This is a genomic window from Natronoarchaeum rubrum (assembly GCF_024494695.1).
The window spans coordinates 15907-36161 of sequence record NZ_JANHDP010000008.1 but is presented as its reverse complement, the minus strand read 5'-3'; the positions used below and the strand labels follow the sequence as shown (position 1 = coordinate 36161).

The window sequence follows — 20255 nt, the reverse complement described above, 5'->3', positions numbered from 1 at the left end:
TCTGCATTGGACGGCCCGCCGACCGGTAGTCGGGCCGTCGCTCCATCTTCTGCAACGGCTTTATGATCGATATTCGCGTAGCCCTACCGGTGTCCGTATTCGTCGTCGCCGAGTCGTCGCTCGCTCTCGTCGACCTCGCGTCGTCGCTGCCGCAGTTGCTACAAACCGCACCGATGGGCGGCGATGCGCTGGAGAGCACGGTCGCCCGGATCGCGCTCGCGGCGGCGCTGGGCATGTTTCTCGGCCTCGAACGGGAGTGGTCCCAGAAGACGGCGGGGATCAGAACGTTCTCGCTGATCAGCCTGCTGGGCGCGGTGTTCGTCGTGATCGATCGCGAGGCGCTGCTGGTCGTCGGCGGCCTGCTGGTCGTCGTGCAGGGCGTCCTGCTCGCCGTCCAGGGGCTGCTCGCCGACCGAGAGGAGGACGAAGGACTGAGCCTCACGACCTCGACGTCGATGCTGGTCGCCTACGGCGTCGGCGCGCTCGTCGCCGCCGAGTTCGTCATCGAGGGCGTCACCGTCGCGGTGCTGTCCTCGCTGCTCCTCGTGTTGAAGCGGGAGCTCCACGACATCGCGTGGGGGCTCTCCCGCGAGGAGCTTCGCTCCGCGAGCGAGTTCGCCATCCTCGCGTTCGTGATCTACCCGCTGTTGCCGGTCGAACCCGTGCAGATCGACGTGCTGGGAACGCCCGTTCCGATCGAGGCCCGCGTCGCCTGGCTGATGGTCGTGATGGTCGCCGGGATCGGCATCGTCAACTACGCCGTCGTGATGAACTACGGCGGCCGCGGCATCGCCGTCACCGGCTTTTTCGGCGGGCTGGCCTCCTCGGCGGCAGTCGTCGGCACCATGATCGATCACGTCCGCCAGCGCCCGGAAGCCGGCGCCTACGCCGTCGCCGCAATCTTGCTCGCCAACGCCGCGATGGCGCTGCGCAACCTCGGCATCGCGCTGGTGTTCACGCTGGGCGGCGGGCGCGTCCTCTACGGCGCGCTCGTGCCGCTCGGTGCGATCGTTCTCGGCTCGGTGGCGATCGCGGCCTACGCCGCCGACTGGTCCGAACAGGTCGAGATCGATCTGGTCGATCCGTTCTCGCTCCGCAACGCGCTCGGCTTCGGCGTCGTGTTTCTGGCCGTCCTCGTGGTGGGATCGCTCGCGGAGATTCACCTCGGCCGACTCGGATTTTACGCGACCGCCGCGGCGACCGGGCTGGTCTCCAGCGCCGGCGCGACGGCGTCGGCGGTGATGCTGTACCGCGTGGGCGATCTCGACGCCGGCACCGCGGTCGTCGCCATCCTGCTGGCGACCGCTTCCAGCGTGCTGGTGAAAGTCGCGCTCGCGGGGCTCGGCCCCGACCGGAACTTCGCCTACCGGGTCGCCGGCTGGAGCGGCGTCCTGTTGCTCGGCGCCGGTGCGGCCACTGCGGTCGCCACGGTCTGATCGTCGGTGTCGCCACTGACCGCCTCCGGCGCGCCGGACGGTCGTTCGCCGCGCACGATGATCGAAGCACTCGGGTATTTTATCGATCCGGCCCTTCACTTCGAACATGGACAGAGCGACGGCGGTCCCCGAAGTCGATTCCATTCCCGGCGAGCGCGCCGAGCGGTGGGTGAAACACCACCACGAGCACGCGGCGCCCAGCACGTACGTCTACGAGTTCGTCTGGGACGTCACCGAGGAGGCGGTCGGCCCCTTCTGTACGGACGTCGACGGCAACGTCCTGCTGGACTTCACCAGCCACGTCGCGGCGTCGCCGCTGGGCTACAACAACCCGAAGATCGCCGACCGGATCGAGGCGTTCGACCTGCCGGATCCGACGAAAATCGCCGGGCAGGACTTCTACGTCAGCGGCGGCTGGCCGCCCGAGGACCCCGAGTTCCCCGGCCCTACCCAGCTCATGGACCGACTCGCCGACGCCTGCGAGGCGTACGATCTCGATCGCGTGTTTCTCTCGAACACCGGCGCCGAGGCCGTCGAGAACGCGATCAAGATCTGCTACGCAGCGGGCGGCCACCGCGCGATCACGTTCGACGGCGCGTTCCACGGCCGGACGCTCGGCGCGCTCTCGCTGAACCGATCGAAAGCCAAGCACCGCAAGGGGTTCCCCGAAATTCCGGGCGTCGTCAGCCTGCCGTACTGCACCTGCGACGGCGAGTGCACCTGCGGCTGGCGGACGGACGGCCCCGGCGGCAACGCGCTGGCCGACCGGCTCCACCCCCAGCGCGGCGTCATCGATCCCGAGGAACTCGCCTTCGTCATCATCGAACCGATTCAGGGCGAGGGGGGCTACCGCATCCCGAACGACGAATTCCTCGCCGATCTGGCTGCGATCCGCGAGGAGTACGACGTGGCGATCGTCGCCGACGAGATCCAGTCGGGGATCGGTCGCACCGGGGAGTTCTGGGCGATCGATCACACCGATCTGACGCCGGACGTGATCGCCAGCGCGAAGGGACTGCGCGTCGGTGCCACGATGGGTCGGTCCGATCTGTTCCCCGAGGAGACCGGCCGGCTCTCCTCGACGTGGGGCGCCGGCGACGTGCTCGCGGCGCTCCAGGGCGTCCTGACGATCGACGCGATCCGCGAGCACGACCTCCAGCAAAACGCCGTTCGTCGTGGCGCGCAGTTCCACGAACTGCTGGCCGACGAGCGGCTGCCCGGCGTCGTCGACGTGCGGGGGCGCGGACTGATGCTCGCCGTCGAGTTCGACACGGCGGATCGGCGCGAAGCCGTTCTCCGGCAGGCGCTCCGTCGCGGGCTGCTCACGCTCGGTTGCGGTCACTCGACGCTGCGCGTGCTGCCGCCCCTGGACGTCACCGAACGCGAGCTTCGCCTCGGCGTCGACCTGCTGGTCGAGTCGATCCGGGCGGCAGCGTGATGCTCCGCGCGGTTACTCGATGAATCGCGCCTGAACGTCCCCGTCCGGGACCATACACCGATCCTTCTTCCCGAACCACTCGTACCGGTGATCCGCGACGAAGTCGTACACCCGATCGCGGACGAACCGCGGAAGAAACTGAAACGGCCGGAGCAGCGCGTAGACGCCGCCGAGCAGCGTCGCGATGCGGATGACTGCGGCCGATTTCACGTAGCTTTCGTCGCCTTCGATCAGCACGATCGATTCCAGTTCGTCCGTCGGGAGGCCGTGCTCGGCCAGCAGTTCCTTGCCGACGTCGGACTGGAGCGACGCGAAGCGGAACCGGCCTTCGGGGTCTCGCGGGACCACGAACTGCACGAACCCGCTACAGAGATTGCAGACGCCGTCGAAGAGGATGATCGGCTCGTCCTCCGGAAGTTCCGTGCTCATCGACTACTCGGAGTTGGTATCCCTACCAATTCAGCGTTCCGGGTCCCTGCGGTCGAACTCGTCTCGCCGCAACGCTAAAACACTCGTTTGGGTCTTCAGAAGGTTTATGCCGTCATGTTGTCGACACCTGACCAGCTTCCGGATTCGTACTATTCATGACGCAACGATTTCCCTCAACGAACGTTGGGACCGCTCTCCAAGACGCCTTCGACTGGTTTGCTCGCTTAGTCGGCCGCTGGTTCGAGATCGACCTCCGGGCGCTCGCCGCGTTTCGGATCTCGCTCGGCTTGCTCCTGATCGTCGACCTCGTGGCTCGCTCCCGAAGTCTGGGCGCCTTCTACACCGACTCGGGGGTTCTCCCGAGGGAGGCGCTGTTCTCGGACTACACGAACGTGTATTCGCTGCACGCCATCTCCGGAGCGGCGTGGGCACAGACGGTGCTGTTTTGCATTGCGGGAGCCTTCGCGCTCGCCCTCGTCGTCGGCTACCGAACGCGGATCGCGACGATCGTCTCGTGGCTGTTGCTCGTCTCGCTTCACATCCGAAATCCGATGATCCTCAACAGCGGCGACGTCCTGCTGCGCATGCTCCTGTTCTGGGGGATTTTCCTCCCGCTGGACGAGACGTGGTCGGTTTCGGCCGAGCACTCCGAGAGAGACAGCACTACCGTGGCGTCGATCGCGACCATGGCGCTGCTGCTCCAGGTCGTTTTCATGTACGTGACGAACACGGTTCACAAGTTCAGGGGCGAACTCTGGATGGACGGCGAGGCGCTCGTCCACATCATGAGCGCCGATCAGTTCACCGTGCTACTCGGCAACACTCTCGCCGAGTACCACTCGCTGCTGGAACTGATCAACTATTTGTGGATCGCGCTCATTCTGGCGTCGCCGCTGCTGTTCGTGCTTACGGGCCGTGCGCGGACGATTCTCCCGACTCTCTTCGTCGGCATGCATCTTGGAATGCTCGTCACGATGCGCATCGGCCTCTTCCCGCTGGTCGTCGTCGCGGCGCTGCTTCCGTTTTACCCCTCGGTCGTCTGGGACGCGGTGAGCGACCTGGTCTCTCGAGCCGGCATCACGGACGCGCTTCGGTCCAGCAAGGAGCGGTTCAGTGCCCGTCTTCCGAATCCACCGGCTCCGGCTACTGGAATCGACGCACCCGACGTGCCAAACTGGTCGGCCGTGGTCGGCGGTGGGCGCACGGTATTTTTCACTCTGATCCCGTATCTCATGCTCGCGCTCGTCGTCATGTCCAACGCACAGGCGGTCGACTACGGTGAGGTCCCCGATCCCGGTGAACAGGTTCTGGAAACCACCCAGGCAGACCAGAGTTGGCGCATGTTCGCGCCGAGTCCGGCGCGAACGACGCGGTGGTTCGCGGCTGCGGGCACCCTGGAAAACGGCTCAGAAATCGACGTGCTCCACAAGTCGCGGGTCGATTTAGAGAGGCCGGAAAACGTCGAGTCCACGTATCGGTCGGCACGGTGGCGAAAGTACCTCTCGAACGTGCAGTCGGCCAGCAACGAAAATCACCGATCGTACCTCGCGAACCACCTCTGTGATCGCTGGAACCGACAGCACGAAACCGGCATTACCAACGTTACCGTTTACCACGTGTTCGAACGAGTCGATCCGTACTCCGGAGAGCGAGAGGCGTACGGTAGAATACAGTTGATCGACTACGACTGTTCCGGGAAGTTCGTGCAGCACCACTGAGCGATCTGCCCGGAAACGACTGCGACGGGTCCCGATTTTCGGCGCACAGTCAGCGTTCGTCGACCTGGTTTACGGAGACAGTGCAGCCACTGCTGTAGTGAGTCGCACCGGTGACTTGACAGCGGCCAGACGGCCGCGGTATCGGAATCACGTACGACGCTGTAGCCGAGTCGTTCGGCGACGATTCCCGACCTTCGAGGCTACGGAGGAGCGTTCACCGGAGCGAATGTCATCTACGGCTTTGCTACAGATGGCGTCGATCTGACGACCAGCTGTTACACGAGTCCTTCGACTACAGTTGTGGCCGATGTCTCCCCGACGCTTCGATATCGAGTCTGTCCGTGTGCAGTACTCCGTGCACAATGGATTGAGCGTCCGCTTTGAGTCGAGAGAGCTACTCGTCATCGCCGAGTAATGGTACCTCGCTGCCTTCATCCTCGGGCCCGTCGGAGTCTGTCTACGAACGTGCGTTCGGACGCTCGCCCAGACGTCCTGCAGATCACGACAGCACACGGGACACCGTCTACGCGAGATGGACGGCTGCGTACTTCCTGCGCACGGAATGCTGGCGAGCGCTCGACGAGGCGGTGATCTCGTGACGCACCGCGCCGACATCAAGCGCGCCCCGCAGTCGCGAAAATGGCTCGATACTCTCTGAACGGGGTATTCTATCGACACCCCGTTCTCGGGGAGAAACTCCGTTTCTGCGGGATGGGTGCGGCGTGAGATTGAGAGTGCAGTGTGAACGCTGCCGACTGTATGAACGAGCTGACGGCTACTCACCGTGCCGTCGGCTACGGGAGCGAGGCATCAAAAAATGAGTCCCGTCGAAACGGGAAAAGGGGTCAGCCGCGGTGGCTGAGTAGTTTATTCGTCCTTGCGGAGTGCGAGCAGCGCGGCACCGAGCAGCGAGACGATCGCCACGGAGATACCGAAGCCGGGCTGACCGTCGCTACCGGAGTCGTCCGAGCCGCCGGAGTCGTCCGAGCTGTCGGAGTCGCCAGTGTCGGAGTCGCCCGTGTCACTGTCGCCAGTGTCACTGTCGCCAGTGTCGGAGTCGCCCGTGTCACTGTCGCCAGTGTCGGAGTCGTCCGAGCCGGGGTCCTCCTCAGCGATGTTGAACGTCGCGGAGGCGGACGTGTTGTCGACCTCGGTCGACAGCTCGTGCTCGCCAACCGGGTAGGCATCGCTGGACGTGTTGACCTCGAAGGTCAGCGTCGTGGTGTTCTCGGCGCCGAGGCTGCCGGTGGACTGCGAGGCAACCTCCTCACCGTTGACCATCAGGGGAACGCTGACGTCGTCGAGACCGTCTGCGCCGGCGGTCACGTCGATCGTGACCTCGGCGGTGTCGTTCTTCGTCACGTCGTAGGTCGAGCTACCGAATTCGACCATCGTCTCGGCGGGCTCGGACGTGTCGCCCTCGACGAGCGTCGAGGTGATGCTGGCGGTGTTCTTCGAGTCCTTGTTGTCCTCTGCGCTGAGGTCGAACTCGGTGCCGGCCTCCTCGCCGCCGAGGTCGAAGGAGGCGGTGAACATGTTACCGTTCTCGCCAACCTGAACAGTCGGCGTGTCGCGCTCGACGAACCCGGACGAGCCGCCCGTGCGAGCTCGCGTGTTGATCGTGGTACCGGGTGCGACGTTAGTCGTGCCGGTCACTTCGGAGCCGTCGATGGCTGCAACTTCATCAGCACCGTCGTTCCATTCGAGGTTGCGCTCCTCGATGGAGAACGTGGTCGTGCTCGATTCAGTCGCACCAGCGTCGTCGATGTAGGGACTCTGGTCCGTGATCTCGAAGGTCAGGTCGAGCTCTTCACCGGTCGGGAGCTCGCCCTTATCGCCAGTGGTCGTGAGAAGAACGGTGAACGTCTCGTTCTCCTCGTCGACGCTCACGATCTGTGCGGAGAGGCCGCCTCCGACACCGGTGATCCACTCCTTGGTGGAGTCATCGGTGTTGGGGCCGGAGATGTCCTGAACGACCTTGACCTGCATGCCCTGCACGCCGGCGTCGCCACCGGCGTCAGCGCCGTGGACGTAGCCCGTGCTGTCGTTGACGAACGCGTAAACGCTCTCGGCGCTGACGGTCGTCAGGAGCTGGTCACCGTTCGCGATCGTACCAGTCTCGGTGAGGGTGGCCTCTTCGAGACTGTCCGCGCCGCTGACTGCGCCCTTCGGCGCGGTCACCGTCTGGAGGCTCGATTCGTTGAACGAGGTACGCTCGCTGAGCTGCAGGAAGGCGAGGTCCTGCTCCTGATCGGTGTTGTACTCGTCAGCATCAGCGTCGTAGCCCGTGGAGACGCCCAGTTCGTAGCCGTAGGGACCGAGGGGCTGGTCAATCGCCATGCCCGTGTCCTCAACGTTGACGGTCACACCGTCGTTGGGGCTGCTCCACGCGTTCGGTGCGGACGGGGCGTGGAACGTGTTGTACGTGACCTGGACCTCTTCGCCGCTCTCGACATCATCGAGACCGGTGATGCTGAGGTTCTGCTCGAAGTTAACCTCGCTCTTGTCGCCCACGTTCACGTAGATCGGTGCATCGGTGCCCTCAACGGAGAGGTTAAACGAAACCTCGTTGCCGATCTGGCCCGTGAAGTCGTCCTGCGTGAAGGAGATCGAGGTGTCCGGATCGTCCTGAACCTCGATCGTCGCGTTGTCGGACGCCGTCGTGTCGACGGACTCAACGGTGAACGTGTAGTTTCCAGTCCCGACATCCTCCGTAGTCTGGCTGAAGTCGAGGGAGAAGTCGCCGCGGTTCTCGACGATGACATAGTCAGCGTCAGAGTGGTCTCCCTCAGGAGTCGATGCGGCCTCACCGAAGAGGCTCAGAAGCTCGTCCTGGCTGAGACCCTCTGCACTCACTTCAGAGTCGAAGGTACCGCGGTTCGAGTCGATGTTGAGATCGACCGTACCGCTCTGTCGAACGGTGTCCTCGTTGAATTTGGTCGTGAGCGTGTGCTCACGAACGGTGAACTCGAATTCACCGCTACCACCATCAAGGTAGTAGTCTCCCTGTTCGAGGTTGCTCGTGTCGATGCCGTCGGTGTTGACATCGTCGAGATCAACTTCCTCGACCCAGGTAGAGTCCGAATCGGCACCGGGGGAACCTTCGTACAGGTCGACAGTGCCGCTGCCCTCTCCCTTCTCAGTCATGTCACTGTTGGTTGTGAATACCTGACCTTGGTACACACCAACACCAGAATTAATTGTCGATACGTCATCGCCATGGTTCGCGGCCGCCGTCCCCACAAGCGCTGCGGAGCCAGCAACCACGGAAAGAACCATCATCGCGGCAAGGAACACTGCGCGTCCCTTTTCACGATATGATTTGTTGTCTGTCATGTGTTGTTGTATCTCTTGTTTGTCTGCCGATCAGACGGCGACACCATCTTTCGCACGCGACCGGAAGTCGTTCCGGACGGTGATACTCGTTGCTGCCACCATGGGTAGGGGTACAATACGAAGGTTACGCTATCGTTATAAATGCTTTGTGGTGGAGTTAGGAAGTTGTTATCGGTTATCATGGGTCGGTTCAGGCTCCCTTTCCGACGGGTAGGAGTAGTCGGTAGCTCAGATCGCACTGCGAATCGTACTTGAATCGAACGGCCCCGTCAGCTCCACCAAACGCCGGAAAGTGTAGCTTACCCGCTCGAACGACGCAATCGGAGGATATCCGTAGCATCGGATTGCAGTTCGGCATCTTCTCGTGACCACAGATCGATACGCTGACCTGTCAGTAAGAGGCCGTTACGGTCAAATAACGTCAACGTAACTCTCGACTGTTCGATGTCACACCGTGGCGGCTCAGATCGAGAGACCGAAAGCGACTCTGACGACGCCCCTCGGCCGACGGCATCCCGTCGCGCGCTGCTGGGCGCGGTGGGCGGCGCCACGGCACTCCCGTTCTCATTTGGGTCACTCGCGTACGCGCACGCGACCCCGGACACGGACGCCGACGACGATGGGATTTCCGACGTGGACGAGCGCGGCGGGCCGGTCGAGCGGGCGTTCGCAGATACGTTCGGCGACCAGTTCGAGGGGCTCGACCCGTCACGGCGGGACCTGCTCATCGACGTCCGCTACGTCGAGGGAACCGGGATTTCATCGGGGACGAAAGCGACGATCGAGCGGCTGTTCCGTCGGGAAGGGATCTACGCCCAGTGGCTCGACCACCCGGAGCGGTACGATCGGGACGCCTTCGAGCGGCGCTACGGGTCGGACGCGCGGTCGCTGCTCTGGGGCGGCGGGAGCTTCTACCGCACCGAGATCGAGCGCCGGTTCCGGAACGCCGCGCTCCAGTTGCTCGTGGTGCCCGGCCGCGCGCATCCCGAGTACTCGGGGCTCGTGTACAGCCCCGTGACCGACGCGCTCGGCGGCGGCGAGGACGGCAACGTCAACGGATTCAGCGTGGGCAACCGTGCGGTGGTCGCCGACCGGGACGATCCCCGCGAGGAGCGGCGGCTCGTCTTCCACGAGATCGCACATCTCGGGCTCTGCCACGCCGACGATCCGGACAACGACGGCGTGATGGGGTCGGGCGAGCGGATCGACCTGACCGACCGCGAGTGGGATCTGCTCCGGCAGCGACTCGACAACGTTCAGGACGCCACCGGCTACGACATCCTGTTCAGGCCCTGCCTCCGCGAGGACTCCCTGTCTGGATTGGCGGACTGAGCCGGGACGGTTCGCCTGACCGCTTTAGGACTCGATCTTCTCGACGATCTGTTTCGCCTCGTCGCGCGCGTCGTCCTCGTCGTGGTCCGCGGGAATCAGCACCGACTGCACGAGCCAGTCGTCGTCGCCTTTCTCCTTGCCGGTCCTGACCTCGCTACCGTTCGCGACCGAGCCGGCGGGCTCGTCGGCCCAGTCCGGCGTCCGGATCTCGTCGAACTGGTCGGGGTCGCGGAAGCGAACGTGTACGTAGTCGTCGTCGGTCTCGACGGACTCGACGTTCGGTGACTCTCCCATGTGCGCGCCCACCACGCACGAGAAAAAATAGTTATCGACGGTTCCGGCCCGCGACTCACCGACCGGACGAGACGTTCGTGCTGCCACACTCCGGACAGCGCGTCATCGTCCCCAGCGAGACGACATCGATCGTCTCCCACCGGTCGCTTCCCGCCGGTGCCTCGAAGCCGCAGGTCCAGCAGTGCGATCGCGACGCTGACTGTTGCGTTCCGGCCATGTGTGTAGCTAGCTCTAGACGGCCCTTAAGTCTCACACACGTTCCGAGTCGATCGGGCCCCGCGGCGAGACGAGAAGTCGGCCGAGCGATGGTGGTTCTTCTCCAGGGGCGAGACGGGCCCTCCAGGAGTTCGTCGTAGCGCTTCGGCCGACCGAGTAGTACGTCGAGGCGAGGGTGTCGCTGACTGGATTAACTCTATTACGAATTACCGTACATTAATAAGCGATGCCGTCGCAACTCCACGTGATGCCCGAGATCACAGTGTCAGACTCGCTGTACAGCCAGCTCGAGGACGCTGCCGACGGGGGAGAGATGGAAGACGCGATGTGGGAGATGGTGTACCTGCTCCAGCGTACGAACGACCCGACGTAACGCCGATTCGGAGGTCGACGTGCTAGCTGAACCGGATGGCGATCATCGACTGATCATTTCTGCAGGTCGTCGGTGTCGAAGAAAGCCGGCCGGCCGACGATACGACTTAGTACTGCTGGCGTCCTCGGGGCTGTGTACCTTGCATCTGCTCGCCCGTCTGCTGACCGCCCTGCATCCCGCCGCGAGTCTGGCCGCTCCGTTCTGCCGGCATCCCCCGAGACTGCTCGACTCCCGGGGGAACCTCCTGCGGTGACTGGCGCTGCTCGGCGGACTGGTGGAGCTGCTCCTGGAGCTGGTGCATCAGCTGGGGTTCCCCGAACGAATCGATCAGTTGCCACGTCGAGTCGAGCGCGCGGCGGACGGCGTCGGCCGTCTCCTGGCAGTGGGACATTCGGTGTTGTTCGATCACTGGCAGTCCGTCCTCGGCGACCGCCGCGAACAGCAGCGCGGCTTCGAGACCGTAGATCGAGTCGCGGGTGATCATTCCCACGTTGAGATCCGCGAGCTCCCCGAAGTCCTGACACACGCGGGTACAGTCAGCCATCTGCGGTCCCTCGTCGACCATCTTGTCGACGCACCAGCGCGTCGTCCGCGAGACCTCCTCGAAGTCGTGGAGCGCCACCCGGAGCTCGCTGGTCAGGTCCTCGTCGAGCTCCTGGCCGGTCTGGGGGACGAGCTGCTGGGGACTCTCGTGGAACTGCTGACCCTGGCCGCCCTGCATCTGACCGCCTTGCCTCTGAGTCTGCCCACCCTGGCCTTGCGTCCGTCCGCCTTGCATCTGTCCCCCGCTTCGCTGGGATTGCCCGCCTTGCATCCGCTCGCCCTGCTGTCTCGTCTGTCGGCCTGTGCCTCGCGATCGGCCTGCTGGTGGCTGTTGGTGAGTCATAGTTGCGACGTCGGCGGGAACTCCGCCGCGCACTGGATGGTCCCACGGACGCGGTGATAAACGGCCGTCACCGTTTCGAGACGTTCGTGATCGACAACGATCGGTTACGGCGAGTAAGCTTTCCGGTGCTGTCAGGTCGGACGCGGAGACCCCACTATCCGGCGGCTCGGGGGGACCGGGACTACTCGTCGACGGCGGCGTCGACTGCCGCCTCGGCCCGGCGGAGGAGTTCCCGAATCGGTCGCCCGGTTTCGGCGGCGACCGCCGCGGCGTCGTCGTACTCCGCGCTGACGTCATACACCGCCCCGTCGGCGTCGCTGGCGATCTTCACGTCGATCTCGTACTCCTCGCCGTCGATCTCGATCCGCGCGGTCTCGAACGAGCGATCGGCGATCCAGCGGTGGCTTGCGCCGCCCTCCCGGACGCCGAGCGTTCCGGTCTCCTCGGCCAGGCGCCGGGCGACGCGCTCGGCGTCTTCGGGCTTCGCGATCACCTTCACGAGGTGGCCCGGTCGGGACTTCTTCATCGTCGTCGGGACGATCGTCACGTCGCGCGCGCCGGCCTTCGCGAGCGTCTCCTGAAGCCCGCCGAGCACCTCGGGCGCGACATCGTCGACGTTCGTCTCCAGCACCGCGATGTCGTCCCGGCGCAGTTCGCACTCGGGCTCGCCGACCAGCGCCCGGAGCACGTTCGGCCGCCCGTCGAGCTTCAGGTCGCCGGCGCCGTAGCCCGATGCCGCGACGTCGAGCGGGGGAAGCTGTTCCCGCCCTTCGGCGACGTGCGCGAGGATCGCGGCGCCGGTCGGCGTCAGCAACTCGGCGTCGACCGGTCCGCCGCGCAGCGTCCAGTCGGCTCGCTCGGCGATCTCGACGACGGCCGGCGTCGGGACCGGGTACTCGCCGTGACTCATCTCGACGGTGCCGCCGCCCGCCGAGATCGGCGTCGTCACTACCCGATCGACGTCGAGATCGTCGAGCAACAGCGCCGCTCCCACGATATCCGCGATCGCGTCGTCGGCGCCGACTTCGTGGAAGTGCGTCTCCGAGAGATTCGTCCCGTGGACCGACGCTTCGGCTTCCCCGAGCAGTCGGAAGATGGCCTTCGCGTCGTCCGCGACTGTCTCGGGGAGCTCCATCCCCTCGACGATTTCGATCACTTCGGGAAACGTCCGGTTCGGCCCGGCGCCCTCGGCGTGGCTGTGGTTGTGCGAGTGGCCGTCGGCGTCGTGGCCGTGTTCGTGGGTATGGTCGTGATCGTGCGAGTGTTTGTGTGAATGGTCGTCGTCGTGCGAGTGGCCGTCGACGTCGTGGCCGTGAGTGTGAGAGTGGTCGTTCGAGTGGCTCTCGTCGTCGTCCTCGCCGGATTCGTCGGCGAGCACGACGTCGACCGCCGTCGCGGCGATGCCAGCCCGCGTCCGCTCGGAGACGACGTACTCGACGTCGAGTGCCGCCTCGACGGGGTCGAGCGCGTCGCGGTCGGCGCCGGCCGCGAGCAGCGCGGCCAGCAGCATGTCGCCGCTGGCGCCGGTTCGGCCGTCGAAAGCGAGAAGTCGCATACCGCTACTCCGGCGCGCGAAGCCGAAAAACCATCGGGATCAGTTCCAAGCGGGTGCGCCCGACCCGAGAACTCGGGGTTGCGAACGAGGTTCGTGGTGCCTCGTCCGTTAGCCATATGTGTCCGGGTCACGGAGTTTCGCGTGCTAACGTGTGACACTAAACGGGACGCCGATAGCCGACGACCTCCGACTAACAAAAGACATATCGGAACCGGTCCCGGACAGTCGAACATCCCCGCAGACAGTTAATCATGAATGAAGTTCAACTCGAAGTCGCGAAAGCCTACCCCAACGACTCGGGCCGCGGCATCGCTCGCCTCGACCCGGACACGCTGTTGCACCTCAAGCTGAGTCCGGGCGATATCATCGAGATCGAGGGCGCCGACACCACCGCCGCCAAGGTGTGGCGCGCCGACCGACAGGACTGGAACACCGACACCGTCCGCATCGACGGGTTCACCCGCCAGAACGCCGACGTGGGGATCGGCGAGCGGGTGTCGATCCGGAAAGCCGAGGCGAAGAAGGCCGATTCCCTGGTGCTGGCGCCGCCCGAGGAGGCGAGCGTCCAGTTCGGCTCCGACGCCGCCGGCATGGTAAAGCGCCAGATCCTCAAGCGGCCGGTCGTCGAGCGCGACATCGTGCCCGTGATGAGTAGCACGAACCACCCGTTCATGCGCTCGCCCGGGCAGGCGATCCCGCTGATCGCCGTCGAGACCGAGCCGGAGGGCGTCGTGCTCGTCACCGAGGACACCGACGTCGAACTCCGCGAGGAGCCGATCTCCGGGTTCGAGAAGACCGGCGGCGGCATCACCTACGAGGACATCGGCGGCCTCCAGAGCGAGATCCAGCGCGTCCGCGAGATGGTCGAACTGCCGATGAAACATCCCCAGATCTTCAAGAAGCTGGGGATCGAGCCGCCACAGGGCGTGCTGCTGCACGGCCCGCCCGGAACCGGGAAGACGCTGCTCGCGAAAGCCGTTGCCAACGAGACCTCCGCGAGCTTCTTCTCGATCGCGGGCCCGGAGATCATATCGAAGTACTACGGTGAGTCCGAACAACAGTTACGTGAGATCTTCGAGGACGCCACCGAGGAGTCGCCCTCGATCATCTTCATCGACGAGCTCGACTCGATCGCGCCCAAGCGCGAGGACGTCACCGGCGAGGTCGAGCGCCGCGTCGTCGCCCAGCTGCTGACGATGATGGACGGCCTCGAATCGCGGGGCCAGGTCATCGTCATCGCGGCGACCAACCGCGTCGATTCGGTCGATCCGGCGCTGCGCCGCCCCGGCCGGTTCGACCGCGAGATCGAGATCGGCGTCCCCGACGAGACGGGCCGCGAGGAGATCCTCCAGATCCACACCCGCGGGATGCCGCTGTCCGACGATGTGAACCTCGGCCACCTGGCCGACGAGACCCACGGGTTCGTCGGCGCCGACATCGAGAGCCTCACGAAGGAGGCCGCGATGAAGGCGTTGCGCCGGTACCTCCCCGAGATCGACCTCGACGAGGAGGACATCCCGCCGAGCCTGATCGACCGGATGATCGTCAAGCGCGAGGACTTCCGCGGCGCGCTCAACGAGGTCGAGCCCTCCGCGATGCGGGAGGTGCTCGTCGAGCTGCCGAAGATCAGCTGGGACGACGTCGGCGGGCTCGAGGAGGCCCAACAGCAGATCCAGGAGAGCGTCGAGTGGCCGATGTCCAGCCCCGAGAAGTTCGAGCGGATGGGCGTCAACCCGCCGAAAGGCGTCCTGCTGTACGGCCCGCCCGGGACGGGCAAGACCCTGATGGCCAAGGCCGTCGCCAACGAGACCAACGCCAACTTCATCAGCGTGCGCGGCCCGCAACTGCTCAGCAAGTGGGTCGGCGAGTCCGAAAAGGCGATCCGCCAGACGTTCCGCAAAGCGAGGCAGGTCGCCCCGACGGTGATCTTCTTCGACGAGCTCGACTCGCTGGCGCCCTCGCGGAGCCAGGAGATGGGCTCGAACGTCTCCGAGCGCGTGGTCAACCAGCTGCTGACCGAGCTCGACGGACTCGAAGAGATGGAGGACGTCATGGTGATCGGCGCGACGAACCGGCCGGACATGATCGACCCGGCGCTGATCCGCTCGGGGCGGTTCGACCGCCTCGTGATGGTCGGCCAGCCCGACGTCGAGGGCCGCGAGCAGATCCTCAAGATCCACACGGGCGATACGCCGCTGTCGCCCGACGTGAGCCTGCGCGAGCTCGCCGAGATCACCGACGGCTACGTCGGCAGCGACCTCGAATCGATCTCGCGGGAGGCCGCCATCGAGGCGCTCCGCGAGGACGACGACGCCGAAGACGTCGACATGCGCCACTTCCGGCAGGCGCTAGAAGACGTCCGGCCGACGATCACCGAGGAGATCCTCGACTACTACGAGCAGATGGAAGAGGAGTTCAAGGGCGGCGGGAGCGGCGAGGCCGGCCGCAAGGGCGGCGGTCGGATCGGCTTCCAGTAGCGTCGTCTTTGCAGGCGACCGTCCGGCATCGGTTTTTTTGACGTGGTTCGGCGTTCGAAGTCGCCGGCAGGATCCCCTCGTGTCCCCGAGCCGTTCGGCCGGGGAAGTTATGTCGGGTCGACGAGTACGTCGTCGGCATGGTCACGGCCTCCTACGTCCTCGCGGGGGCGGCGATGCTCGTCTTGGGGGCGGTGTTTACGCGACTCGGGTCGAGCAACGACACAGAGGAGCTGTACCTGCAGGTGCTGGAGTACGGGTTCGCGATCGCATTTCTCACCATCGGCGGCGGCCTCGTCGTGATTAGCGTGCTCTGATTTCATGATATCGAACATACAAACCGCGAGAAACGAGTACGGTGTTTTTCAGGTAGGGCGTAAAATAAGCCGGATACAGCGTCTCACAAACGAATCGATTTATCAGGTTCCAATGTGTGAGATTCGACTAGGTAAACGACTGTGACGGGACAGGATCAGCACGCTCCGACCGATTCGCTGTGGCTCGACGACGCGGCGTCGATTCCGCTTCGCGTCGCGCCGATGCTCATGCTCGGGTTGAGCATCCTGGTGCTCGTCATCCTGTTCGTGACGACCACGTGAGACTACAGTCGACCAAATGACGATACTATGACAACCGCACAGACGAGGACCGGGGACCCACCGAGCGTATCACTGGAGTTAGCCTCGTGGACGCTGTCCGCCCGAGTGTGGGTGTGGTCGGTGGTGCTCACCGGCGTCGTCGCGGTGCTGGTCGGCGTCGTCGGCTGGGTCCAGTGGGACGCCGCCTTCGTCCCGACGGTCGCCGCGGTCGTCACGACGCCGACGGGCATCCTCGCGGCGTTCCTGAGCGGTCGCGCGGTGGCGTTCGTCCACTGCCAGCGAAAGCGCGACCGGGCGATGGCGGTTGGGACGAAGACGCTGAGTTCGGACGTCTCGCTGGCGTCGGTCGTCACCGTCGCGTCGTACACGATCGTCGGCCTGATCGCGACCGGCATCGCGATGCCGGTCTTCTACGAGGTGTCGGGCTCGTTTTTCTACCTCGCAGCGGGCATCGCCATCGTGGCGACGCCGATCGGCTTCCTGCTCTTGTTGTACCAGCTGACCGAACTGATCGCCGCGGATCGCTACCGGCGGAGCTTTCGCGTGATGCCGGCGGCGTGGTTCTACGTCGCGTCGCTGCCGTGGATCGTGCTCGCGTGGCTGTTCCTGACCGAGCGGACCGCACTGTACCCGCCGGTGCCGCCGGCGATCCGCAACGCGACGACGCTGATCTGGGGCGAGTACCTCACGATCGACGCCTGGGAGGTCGCGTACGCCGGGCTCTGCGCCCCGACGGCGCTGGCGTTCGTCTACACCGTTCGCCGCCAGTTCGAGGCGGCGTTTCGCCGCGTGTTCGGCGTCTGAGGACCTCTCGCCTCCGAGACCGGTCCGATCGGTAATATTATAATATTCTACCGCCTGTGTCCGACAACCGACCGATGGCACAAGCATCAGAGGACGAGACGGGAGACTTCTCGGTTCAAATCTCAGACATGACGCCCGAGCAGCTCGCCGCGGTATCGATCTTCGGCGCGCTGCTGACCGGCGGCATCTTCAGCATGATCGGACTGCAACTGAACGTCAGTCGCTTCCAGGCGGCCATCGCGATCACGGCGCTGTTGCTCGTGATCATGATCGGCGCCGTGTTCGCCGTCATGCGCGCGATGGTGATCAGCGCGGAGAAGGACGGCGACAACCCGCTGGACGCGCTGACGAACCCGCTCTTCGTCGTGCTATTTTTATTCGTCTCGATCGCCGTGACCGTCTTCATCGGCATCTACACCTGGCTGTTCTGACCGCTTCTTTCGAGCCGATCCTCACTCCGCCCGCTTTTCGACCAGTTCCGGCAGCGCCCACAGATCCTCGATTTCGTGAGTTGCCGGCGTCGACAGCTCGGCGTCCCGGCAGTGCGAGCGCCGGACGAACGCCGAATCGATGCCAGCGCGCTCGGCGGCGACCACGTCGGTCGGGCTGTCGCCGACGTACAGCGGGTTCTCGACGCTCATGCGATCGCGAGCAGTTTCGATCATGTCCGGTTCGGGCTTCTTGCGGCGGAGCCCGTCGAGGGTTGGCGGCCGACCGATGCAGACCTCGGCGTCGAGGTCGTAGTAGTCGACGACGTACGCGACGGTCACGGCCTGGTTGTTGCTGACGACGCCCACCGGGACGTCGAGCGCGTCGAGGGCGTCGACATCCTCGAACGTCGGCTTGCGGCCAGCCCGGATCTCGGCCTGCTGGAGCGTGGCGGCGTTGCGTTCGCGCCGCCGCCAGAACGCCGCCGGGTCGACGCCGTAGGCGTCACAGACCGTTTCGAGGTCGTCGATCGTGAGGTGGTGGAGCGCCTCGACGTCCTCCCTCGGTGGGTCGGCGACGCCGAACTCGGCGAACGTCGTCTCGATGGCCCGTTCGAGCACTGCGAGCTCCGTCAGATACGTCAACACGCCGTCGTTGTCGAAAAGCACCGAGTCGTACATCCGATACCGGCCGTTTTGCACCGGTGTCACTTAGCTTGGCGAGAAATCGGCGTCCGCGCTCTAGTCGGTCCGGCCGGTCCCGATCAGGTCGACCGGGAGAGCGCGGGCACCAGCCCGTCGGCGGCGTCCTGCAGCGTCCACCAGGCGGCCGCCAGCGCGAGGCCGCCGATCAGCCCGCCAGCGAGCGCGAGTCGGGGCTGGTCCGAGGCGTCGAGCACGAGCCGACCCTGAAGCAACAGGGCGGCGAGCAGCGCCGCGGCGCCGAACGCCGTCATCGAGACGCGCCGCGAGTCGCCGGCGCGATCGGTCCAGATCCCCAGCGCGAGCAGCACGGCAAAGGCCGCCAGTCCGACCGCGTAGTAGCCGATGTGGACCGGGAGCGACCCGGAGAGCAGGACGAACGGCGTCGCGACGACGACGATCGGGACGAGCGCGAGCGACGCCAGCGCGGCGGATCGCCGCGGGGTCGAAAGGTGAGGCCGGAGCGAGATGGCGGTCGCGACGACCAGCAGCGCGAAGATGGCGACGCCGAACAGGAAGTGCGCGGTGAGGATCACGACCTGATACTCGAGCACCGTCAGCCCGCCGAGGATGATCTGGGTCGGAAGCAGAGCCAGCGCTCCCGTCGTCGCCCAGCGAACCGCTTTCGGGTGCTCCTGGCGCCACGCCGCGACGGTCTGTCCGAGCACGAGGAAGCCGACGATCATCGCCACGAACCGGTGGAACCACTCGATGAAGCTCGGCCAGTTGGCCGGGAACAGCCCCAGGTAGCCGTCGCAGAAGGGCCACCGGCCGGCGCAGGTCAGCCCCGCGCCCGCGACCGCGGTGTAGATGCCCAGCAGTAAGAGCCCGAACGTCAGGGCGGTCGTCGCCGCCGCGAACTGGTGGAACGACACCCCCCAACCGTCGCCGGAGTCGGATGCAGCGGACGCCATACTAGACGATTCTCGGGGCCTCGATCACTTAGCTCTGACCAAACCGCACCGAACCGTCGAACGGGGGATCGGCGGCGAGGTGGCTCCGCTCTCGACGAGTGTCGGTCGGTCGACTCGTTCCGTCGAGGTCCGGTGCGTTGAAGACGCTCGTCGGGGTGGCAAGGAGTATGCGAGAAGCACGTCTCGACGCGTACCTCGACGAGCACGATCTGGAGTCGGTGTGGTTCGCGCGCCCGAACGGGTTCGCGTGGCTCACCGGCGGCAACAACGTCGTCGACCGCGCGGGCGACGTCGGCGTCGCCGCGGCGGGCTACGACGGCACGGAACTGACCGTCGTCACCGACAACATCGAAGCGCCCCGTCTGCGCGACGAGGAATTGGCTGACGGCGTCGCCGTCGAGACGTTCGACTGGCACGCCGACGGGCTGGCCGCCGCCGTCGCCGAGCGGGCCGCCGAACCCGCCGCCGCGGACTTCGACGTGCCCGGCTTCGACGCCGTCGACGGGCAGGAGCTTCGCCAACCACTTACCGAGTCCGACATCGAGGCCTACCGGACGCTCGGGCGCGAGACCGCTGCCGCCGTCGAGTCGGTCGCGCGCGAACTCCGCCCCGGCGACACCGAGCGGGAGACCGCCGCCGCGCTCCGGGTCGCGCTGTCGGCCCGCGGCATCGAATCGCCGGTCGCGCTGGTCGGCGGTTCCGAGCGCGCCCAGCAGTACCGCCACTACACGCCTCAACCTGTGGAACTGGGCGACTACGCGCTGCTGTCGGTCACCGCCGAGAAGGCCGGCCTGCACGCCTCCGTGACCCGCACCGTCGCGTTCGACGCGCCCGAGTGGCTCGAGGAGCGCCACGACGCCGCGACGGCCGTCGAAGTGCAGGCGCTGGCGGCGACGCAGGCTGTCGGCGAGAGCGGCGGTACCGCGGGCGACGTGTTCGCGGCCGTTCAGGACGCCTACGCGGCAGTCGGCCACGAGGGCGAGTGGCAGCACCACCATCAGGGCGGCGCGGCCGGGTTCGACGGACGCGAGTGGATCGCGACGCCGGACAACGACGCGTCCGTCCACCTGCCGATGGCCTACGCCTGGAATCCGACCGTACAGGGCGCCAAAAGCGAGGACACGGTACTGGTCACCGAGGACGGCTTCGAGGCGTTGACGACCACCGACGACTGGCCCACTCAGTCGGCGACGGCGCCGGACTACGACGTCGAGATCGAGCGGCCGGCGATCCTGCAGTCCGAGTAGCTCGCCGGCGGGGCATCGCGGGGGCGAGAGTTCGACGGTCGTCGAATGGTGCGGTCGGTGGTGTTTTTATCCAT

At 65.6% G+C, this 20255-nt stretch carries 19 protein-coding genes and 1 pseudogene; 11 read left to right on the top strand and 9 right to left on the bottom strand.

Features of this window, described 5'->3' with window-relative positions; translation table 11 throughout:
* The first annotated feature begins 173 nt into the window (after window positions 1-173).
* Window positions 174-1436 carry an MgtC/SapB family protein gene (locus tag NO931_RS18240; RefSeq protein WP_256394027.1) on the top strand — a complete coding sequence of 421 codons (1263 nt, stop codon included), beginning with the start codon at window positions 174-176 and terminating at the stop codon, window positions 1434-1436.
* Between the two features lie 106 nt (window positions 1437-1542).
* Window positions 1543-2874, top strand: a complete 1332-nt coding sequence (locus NO931_RS18235) for an aminotransferase class III-fold pyridoxal phosphate-dependent enzyme (protein WP_256393797.1) — start codon at window positions 1543-1545, stop codon at window positions 2872-2874.
* 12 nt (window positions 2875-2886) lie between these two features.
* Here NO931_RS18235 and NO931_RS18230 read toward each other — a convergent pair whose 3' ends face one another.
* A complete protein-coding gene (locus tag NO931_RS18230; protein WP_256393796.1) occupies window positions 2887-3303 on the bottom strand; it encodes a thiol-disulfide oxidoreductase DCC family protein in 417 nt (138 codons plus the stop codon).
* A gap of 155 nt (window positions 3304-3458) precedes the next feature.
* On the opposite strand from NO931_RS18230, the gene NO931_RS18225 reads away from it, so the two are divergent.
* Window positions 3459-5021: an HTTM domain-containing protein gene (locus NO931_RS18225; RefSeq protein ID WP_256393795.1), complete on the top strand. Its 1563-nt coding sequence runs from the start codon at window positions 3459-3461 to the stop codon at window positions 5019-5021.
* Window positions 5022-5888: 867 nt separating this feature from the next.
* On the opposite strand, the gene NO931_RS18220 is transcribed toward NO931_RS18225, so the two are convergent.
* Complete coding sequence (locus NO931_RS18220) at window positions 5889-8168, bottom strand: BGTF surface domain-containing protein (RefSeq protein WP_256393794.1); 2280 nt, start codon at window positions 8166-8168, stop codon at window positions 5889-5891.
* A gap of 87 nt (window positions 8169-8255) precedes the next feature.
* Window positions 8256-8357, bottom strand: a pseudogene (locus NO931_RS20900) (surface glycoprotein); the annotation flags it as partial.
* A gap of 633 nt (window positions 8358-8990) precedes the next feature.
* Between NO931_RS20900 and NO931_RS18215 the strand changes: the two are divergent.
* Window positions 8991-9689, top strand: coding sequence for a hypothetical protein (locus NO931_RS18215; protein ID WP_256393793.1), 699 nt, complete (start codon window positions 8991-8993; stop codon window positions 9687-9689).
* A gap of 24 nt (window positions 9690-9713) precedes the next feature.
* On the opposite strand, the gene NO931_RS18210 is transcribed toward NO931_RS18215, so the two are convergent.
* Window positions 9714-9983 carry a hypothetical protein gene (locus NO931_RS18210; RefSeq protein WP_256393792.1) on the bottom strand — a complete coding sequence of 90 codons (270 nt, stop codon included), beginning with the start codon at window positions 9981-9983 and terminating at the stop codon, window positions 9714-9716.
* 55 nt (window positions 9984-10038) lie between these two features.
* A complete protein-coding gene (locus NO931_RS18205) occupies window positions 10039-10200 on the bottom strand; it encodes a hypothetical protein (RefSeq protein WP_256393791.1) in 162 nt (53 codons plus the stop codon).
* A 246-nt stretch (window positions 10201-10446) separates the two neighbouring features.
* Between NO931_RS18205 and NO931_RS18200 the strand changes: the two genes are divergently transcribed.
* Window positions 10447-10572: a DUF8556 family small protein gene (locus tag NO931_RS18200; protein WP_256393790.1), complete on the top strand. Its 126-nt coding sequence runs from the start codon at window positions 10447-10449 to the stop codon at window positions 10570-10572.
* A 106-nt stretch (window positions 10573-10678) separates the two neighbouring features.
* On the opposite strand, the gene NO931_RS18195 is transcribed toward NO931_RS18200, so the two are convergent.
* Window positions 10679-11293 (bottom strand): four-helix bundle copper-binding protein, encoded by a 615-nt coding sequence (locus NO931_RS18195; RefSeq protein WP_256393789.1) that lies wholly within the window; start codon window positions 11291-11293, stop codon window positions 10679-10681.
* 346 nt (window positions 11294-11639) lie between these two features.
* Entirely contained in the window at window positions 11640-13013 is a 1374-nt protein-coding gene (gene larC / locus NO931_RS18190; RefSeq protein WP_256393788.1) for a nickel pincer cofactor biosynthesis protein LarC, read from the bottom strand.
* A gap of 251 nt (window positions 13014-13264) precedes the next feature.
* Here larC and NO931_RS18185 point away from each other — a divergent pair, with 251 nt between their 5' ends.
* The 5 genes from NO931_RS18185 (at window position 13265) to NO931_RS18165 (ending at window position 17321) form a co-directional block, all read left to right on the top strand.
* Window positions 13265-15490, top strand: coding sequence for a CDC48 family AAA ATPase (locus NO931_RS18185; protein ID WP_256393787.1), 2226 nt, complete (start codon window positions 13265-13267; stop codon window positions 15488-15490).
* A 137-nt stretch (window positions 15491-15627) separates the two neighbouring features.
* Window positions 15628-15804: a hypothetical protein gene (locus tag NO931_RS18180; RefSeq protein ID WP_256393786.1), complete on the top strand. Its 177-nt coding sequence runs from the start codon at window positions 15628-15630 to the stop codon at window positions 15802-15804.
* A 141-nt stretch (window positions 15805-15945) separates the two neighbouring features.
* Complete coding sequence (locus tag NO931_RS18175; RefSeq protein ID WP_256393785.1) at window positions 15946-16086, top strand: hypothetical protein; 141 nt, start codon at window positions 15946-15948, stop codon at window positions 16084-16086.
* Window positions 16087-16113: 27 nt separating this feature from the next.
* Entirely contained in the window at window positions 16114-16890 is a 777-nt protein-coding gene (locus NO931_RS18170; protein WP_256393784.1) for a hypothetical protein, read from the top strand.
* Window positions 16891-16964: 74 nt separating this feature from the next.
* On the top strand, window positions 16965-17321 hold the full coding sequence (locus NO931_RS18165) for a hypothetical protein (protein WP_256393783.1): 357 nt from the start codon (window positions 16965-16967) through the stop codon (window positions 17319-17321).
* 21 nt (window positions 17322-17342) lie between these two features.
* Here NO931_RS18165 and NO931_RS18160 read toward each other — a convergent pair whose 3' ends face one another.
* Together NO931_RS18160 and NO931_RS18155 are read right to left on the bottom strand one after the other, a co-directional pair.
* Window positions 17343-18020: an HAD family hydrolase gene (locus NO931_RS18160; RefSeq protein ID WP_256393782.1), complete on the bottom strand. Its 678-nt coding sequence runs from the start codon at window positions 18018-18020 to the stop codon at window positions 17343-17345.
* Between the two features lie 62 nt (window positions 18021-18082).
* Window positions 18083-18934, bottom strand: coding sequence for a COX15/CtaA family protein (locus NO931_RS18155; protein ID WP_256393781.1), 852 nt, complete (start codon window positions 18932-18934; stop codon window positions 18083-18085).
* 167 nt (window positions 18935-19101) lie between these two features.
* Between NO931_RS18155 and NO931_RS18150 the strand changes: the two genes are divergently transcribed.
* Window positions 19102-20181 (top strand): M24 family metallopeptidase, encoded by a 1080-nt coding sequence (locus NO931_RS18150; RefSeq protein ID WP_256393780.1) that lies wholly within the window; start codon window positions 19102-19104, stop codon window positions 20179-20181.
* The last annotated feature ends 74 nt before the right edge of the window (window positions 20182-20255 follow it).

Bases quoted from the DNA above. Each gene is read 5' to 3' on its own strand.
- NO931_RS18240 (WP_256394027.1), top strand. From the start codon at position 174: ATGGGCGGCGATGCGCTGGAGAGCACGGTCGCCCGGATCGCGCTCGCG.
- NO931_RS18235 (WP_256393797.1), top strand. From the start codon at position 1,543: ATGGACAGAGCGACGGCGGTCCCCGAAGTCGATTCCATTCCCGGCGAG.
- NO931_RS18230 (WP_256393796.1), bottom strand. From the start codon at position 3,303: ATGAGCACGGAACTTCCGGAGGACGAGCCGATCATCCTCTTCGACGGC.
- NO931_RS18225 (WP_256393795.1), top strand. From the start codon at position 3,459: ATGACGCAACGATTTCCCTCAACGAACGTTGGGACCGCTCTCCAAGAC.
- NO931_RS18220 (WP_256393794.1), bottom strand. From the start codon at position 8,168: ATGACTGAGAAGGGAGAGGGCAGCGGCACTGTCGACCTGTACGAAGGT.
- NO931_RS18210 (WP_256393792.1), bottom strand. From the start codon at position 9,983: ATGGGAGAGTCACCGAACGTCGAGTCCGTCGAGACCGACGACGACTAC.
- NO931_RS18205 (WP_256393791.1), bottom strand. From the start codon at position 10,200: ATGGCCGGAACGCAACAGTCAGCGTCGCGATCGCACTGCTGGACCTGC.
- NO931_RS18200 (WP_256393790.1), top strand. From the start codon at position 10,447: ATGCCCGAGATCACAGTGTCAGACTCGCTGTACAGCCAGCTCGAGGAC.
- NO931_RS18195 (WP_256393789.1), bottom strand. From the start codon at position 11,293: ATGCAGGGCGGCCAGGGTCAGCAGTTCCACGAGAGTCCCCAGCAGCTC.
- larC (WP_256393788.1), bottom strand. From the start codon at position 13,013: ATGCGACTTCTCGCTTTCGACGGCCGAACCGGCGCCAGCGGCGACATG.
- NO931_RS18185 (WP_256393787.1), top strand. From the start codon at position 13,265: ATGAATGAAGTTCAACTCGAAGTCGCGAAAGCCTACCCCAACGACTCG.
- NO931_RS18180 (WP_256393786.1), top strand. From the start codon at position 15,628: ATGGTCACGGCCTCCTACGTCCTCGCGGGGGCGGCGATGCTCGTCTTG.
- NO931_RS18170 (WP_256393784.1), top strand. From the start codon at position 16,114: ATGACAACCGCACAGACGAGGACCGGGGACCCACCGAGCGTATCACTG.
- NO931_RS18165 (WP_256393783.1), top strand. From the start codon at position 16,965: ATGGCACAAGCATCAGAGGACGAGACGGGAGACTTCTCGGTTCAAATC.
- NO931_RS18155 (WP_256393781.1), bottom strand. From the start codon at position 18,934: ATGGCGTCCGCTGCATCCGACTCCGGCGACGGTTGGGGGGTGTCGTTC.
- NO931_RS18150 (WP_256393780.1), top strand. From the start codon at position 19,102: ATGCGAGAAGCACGTCTCGACGCGTACCTCGACGAGCACGATCTGGAG.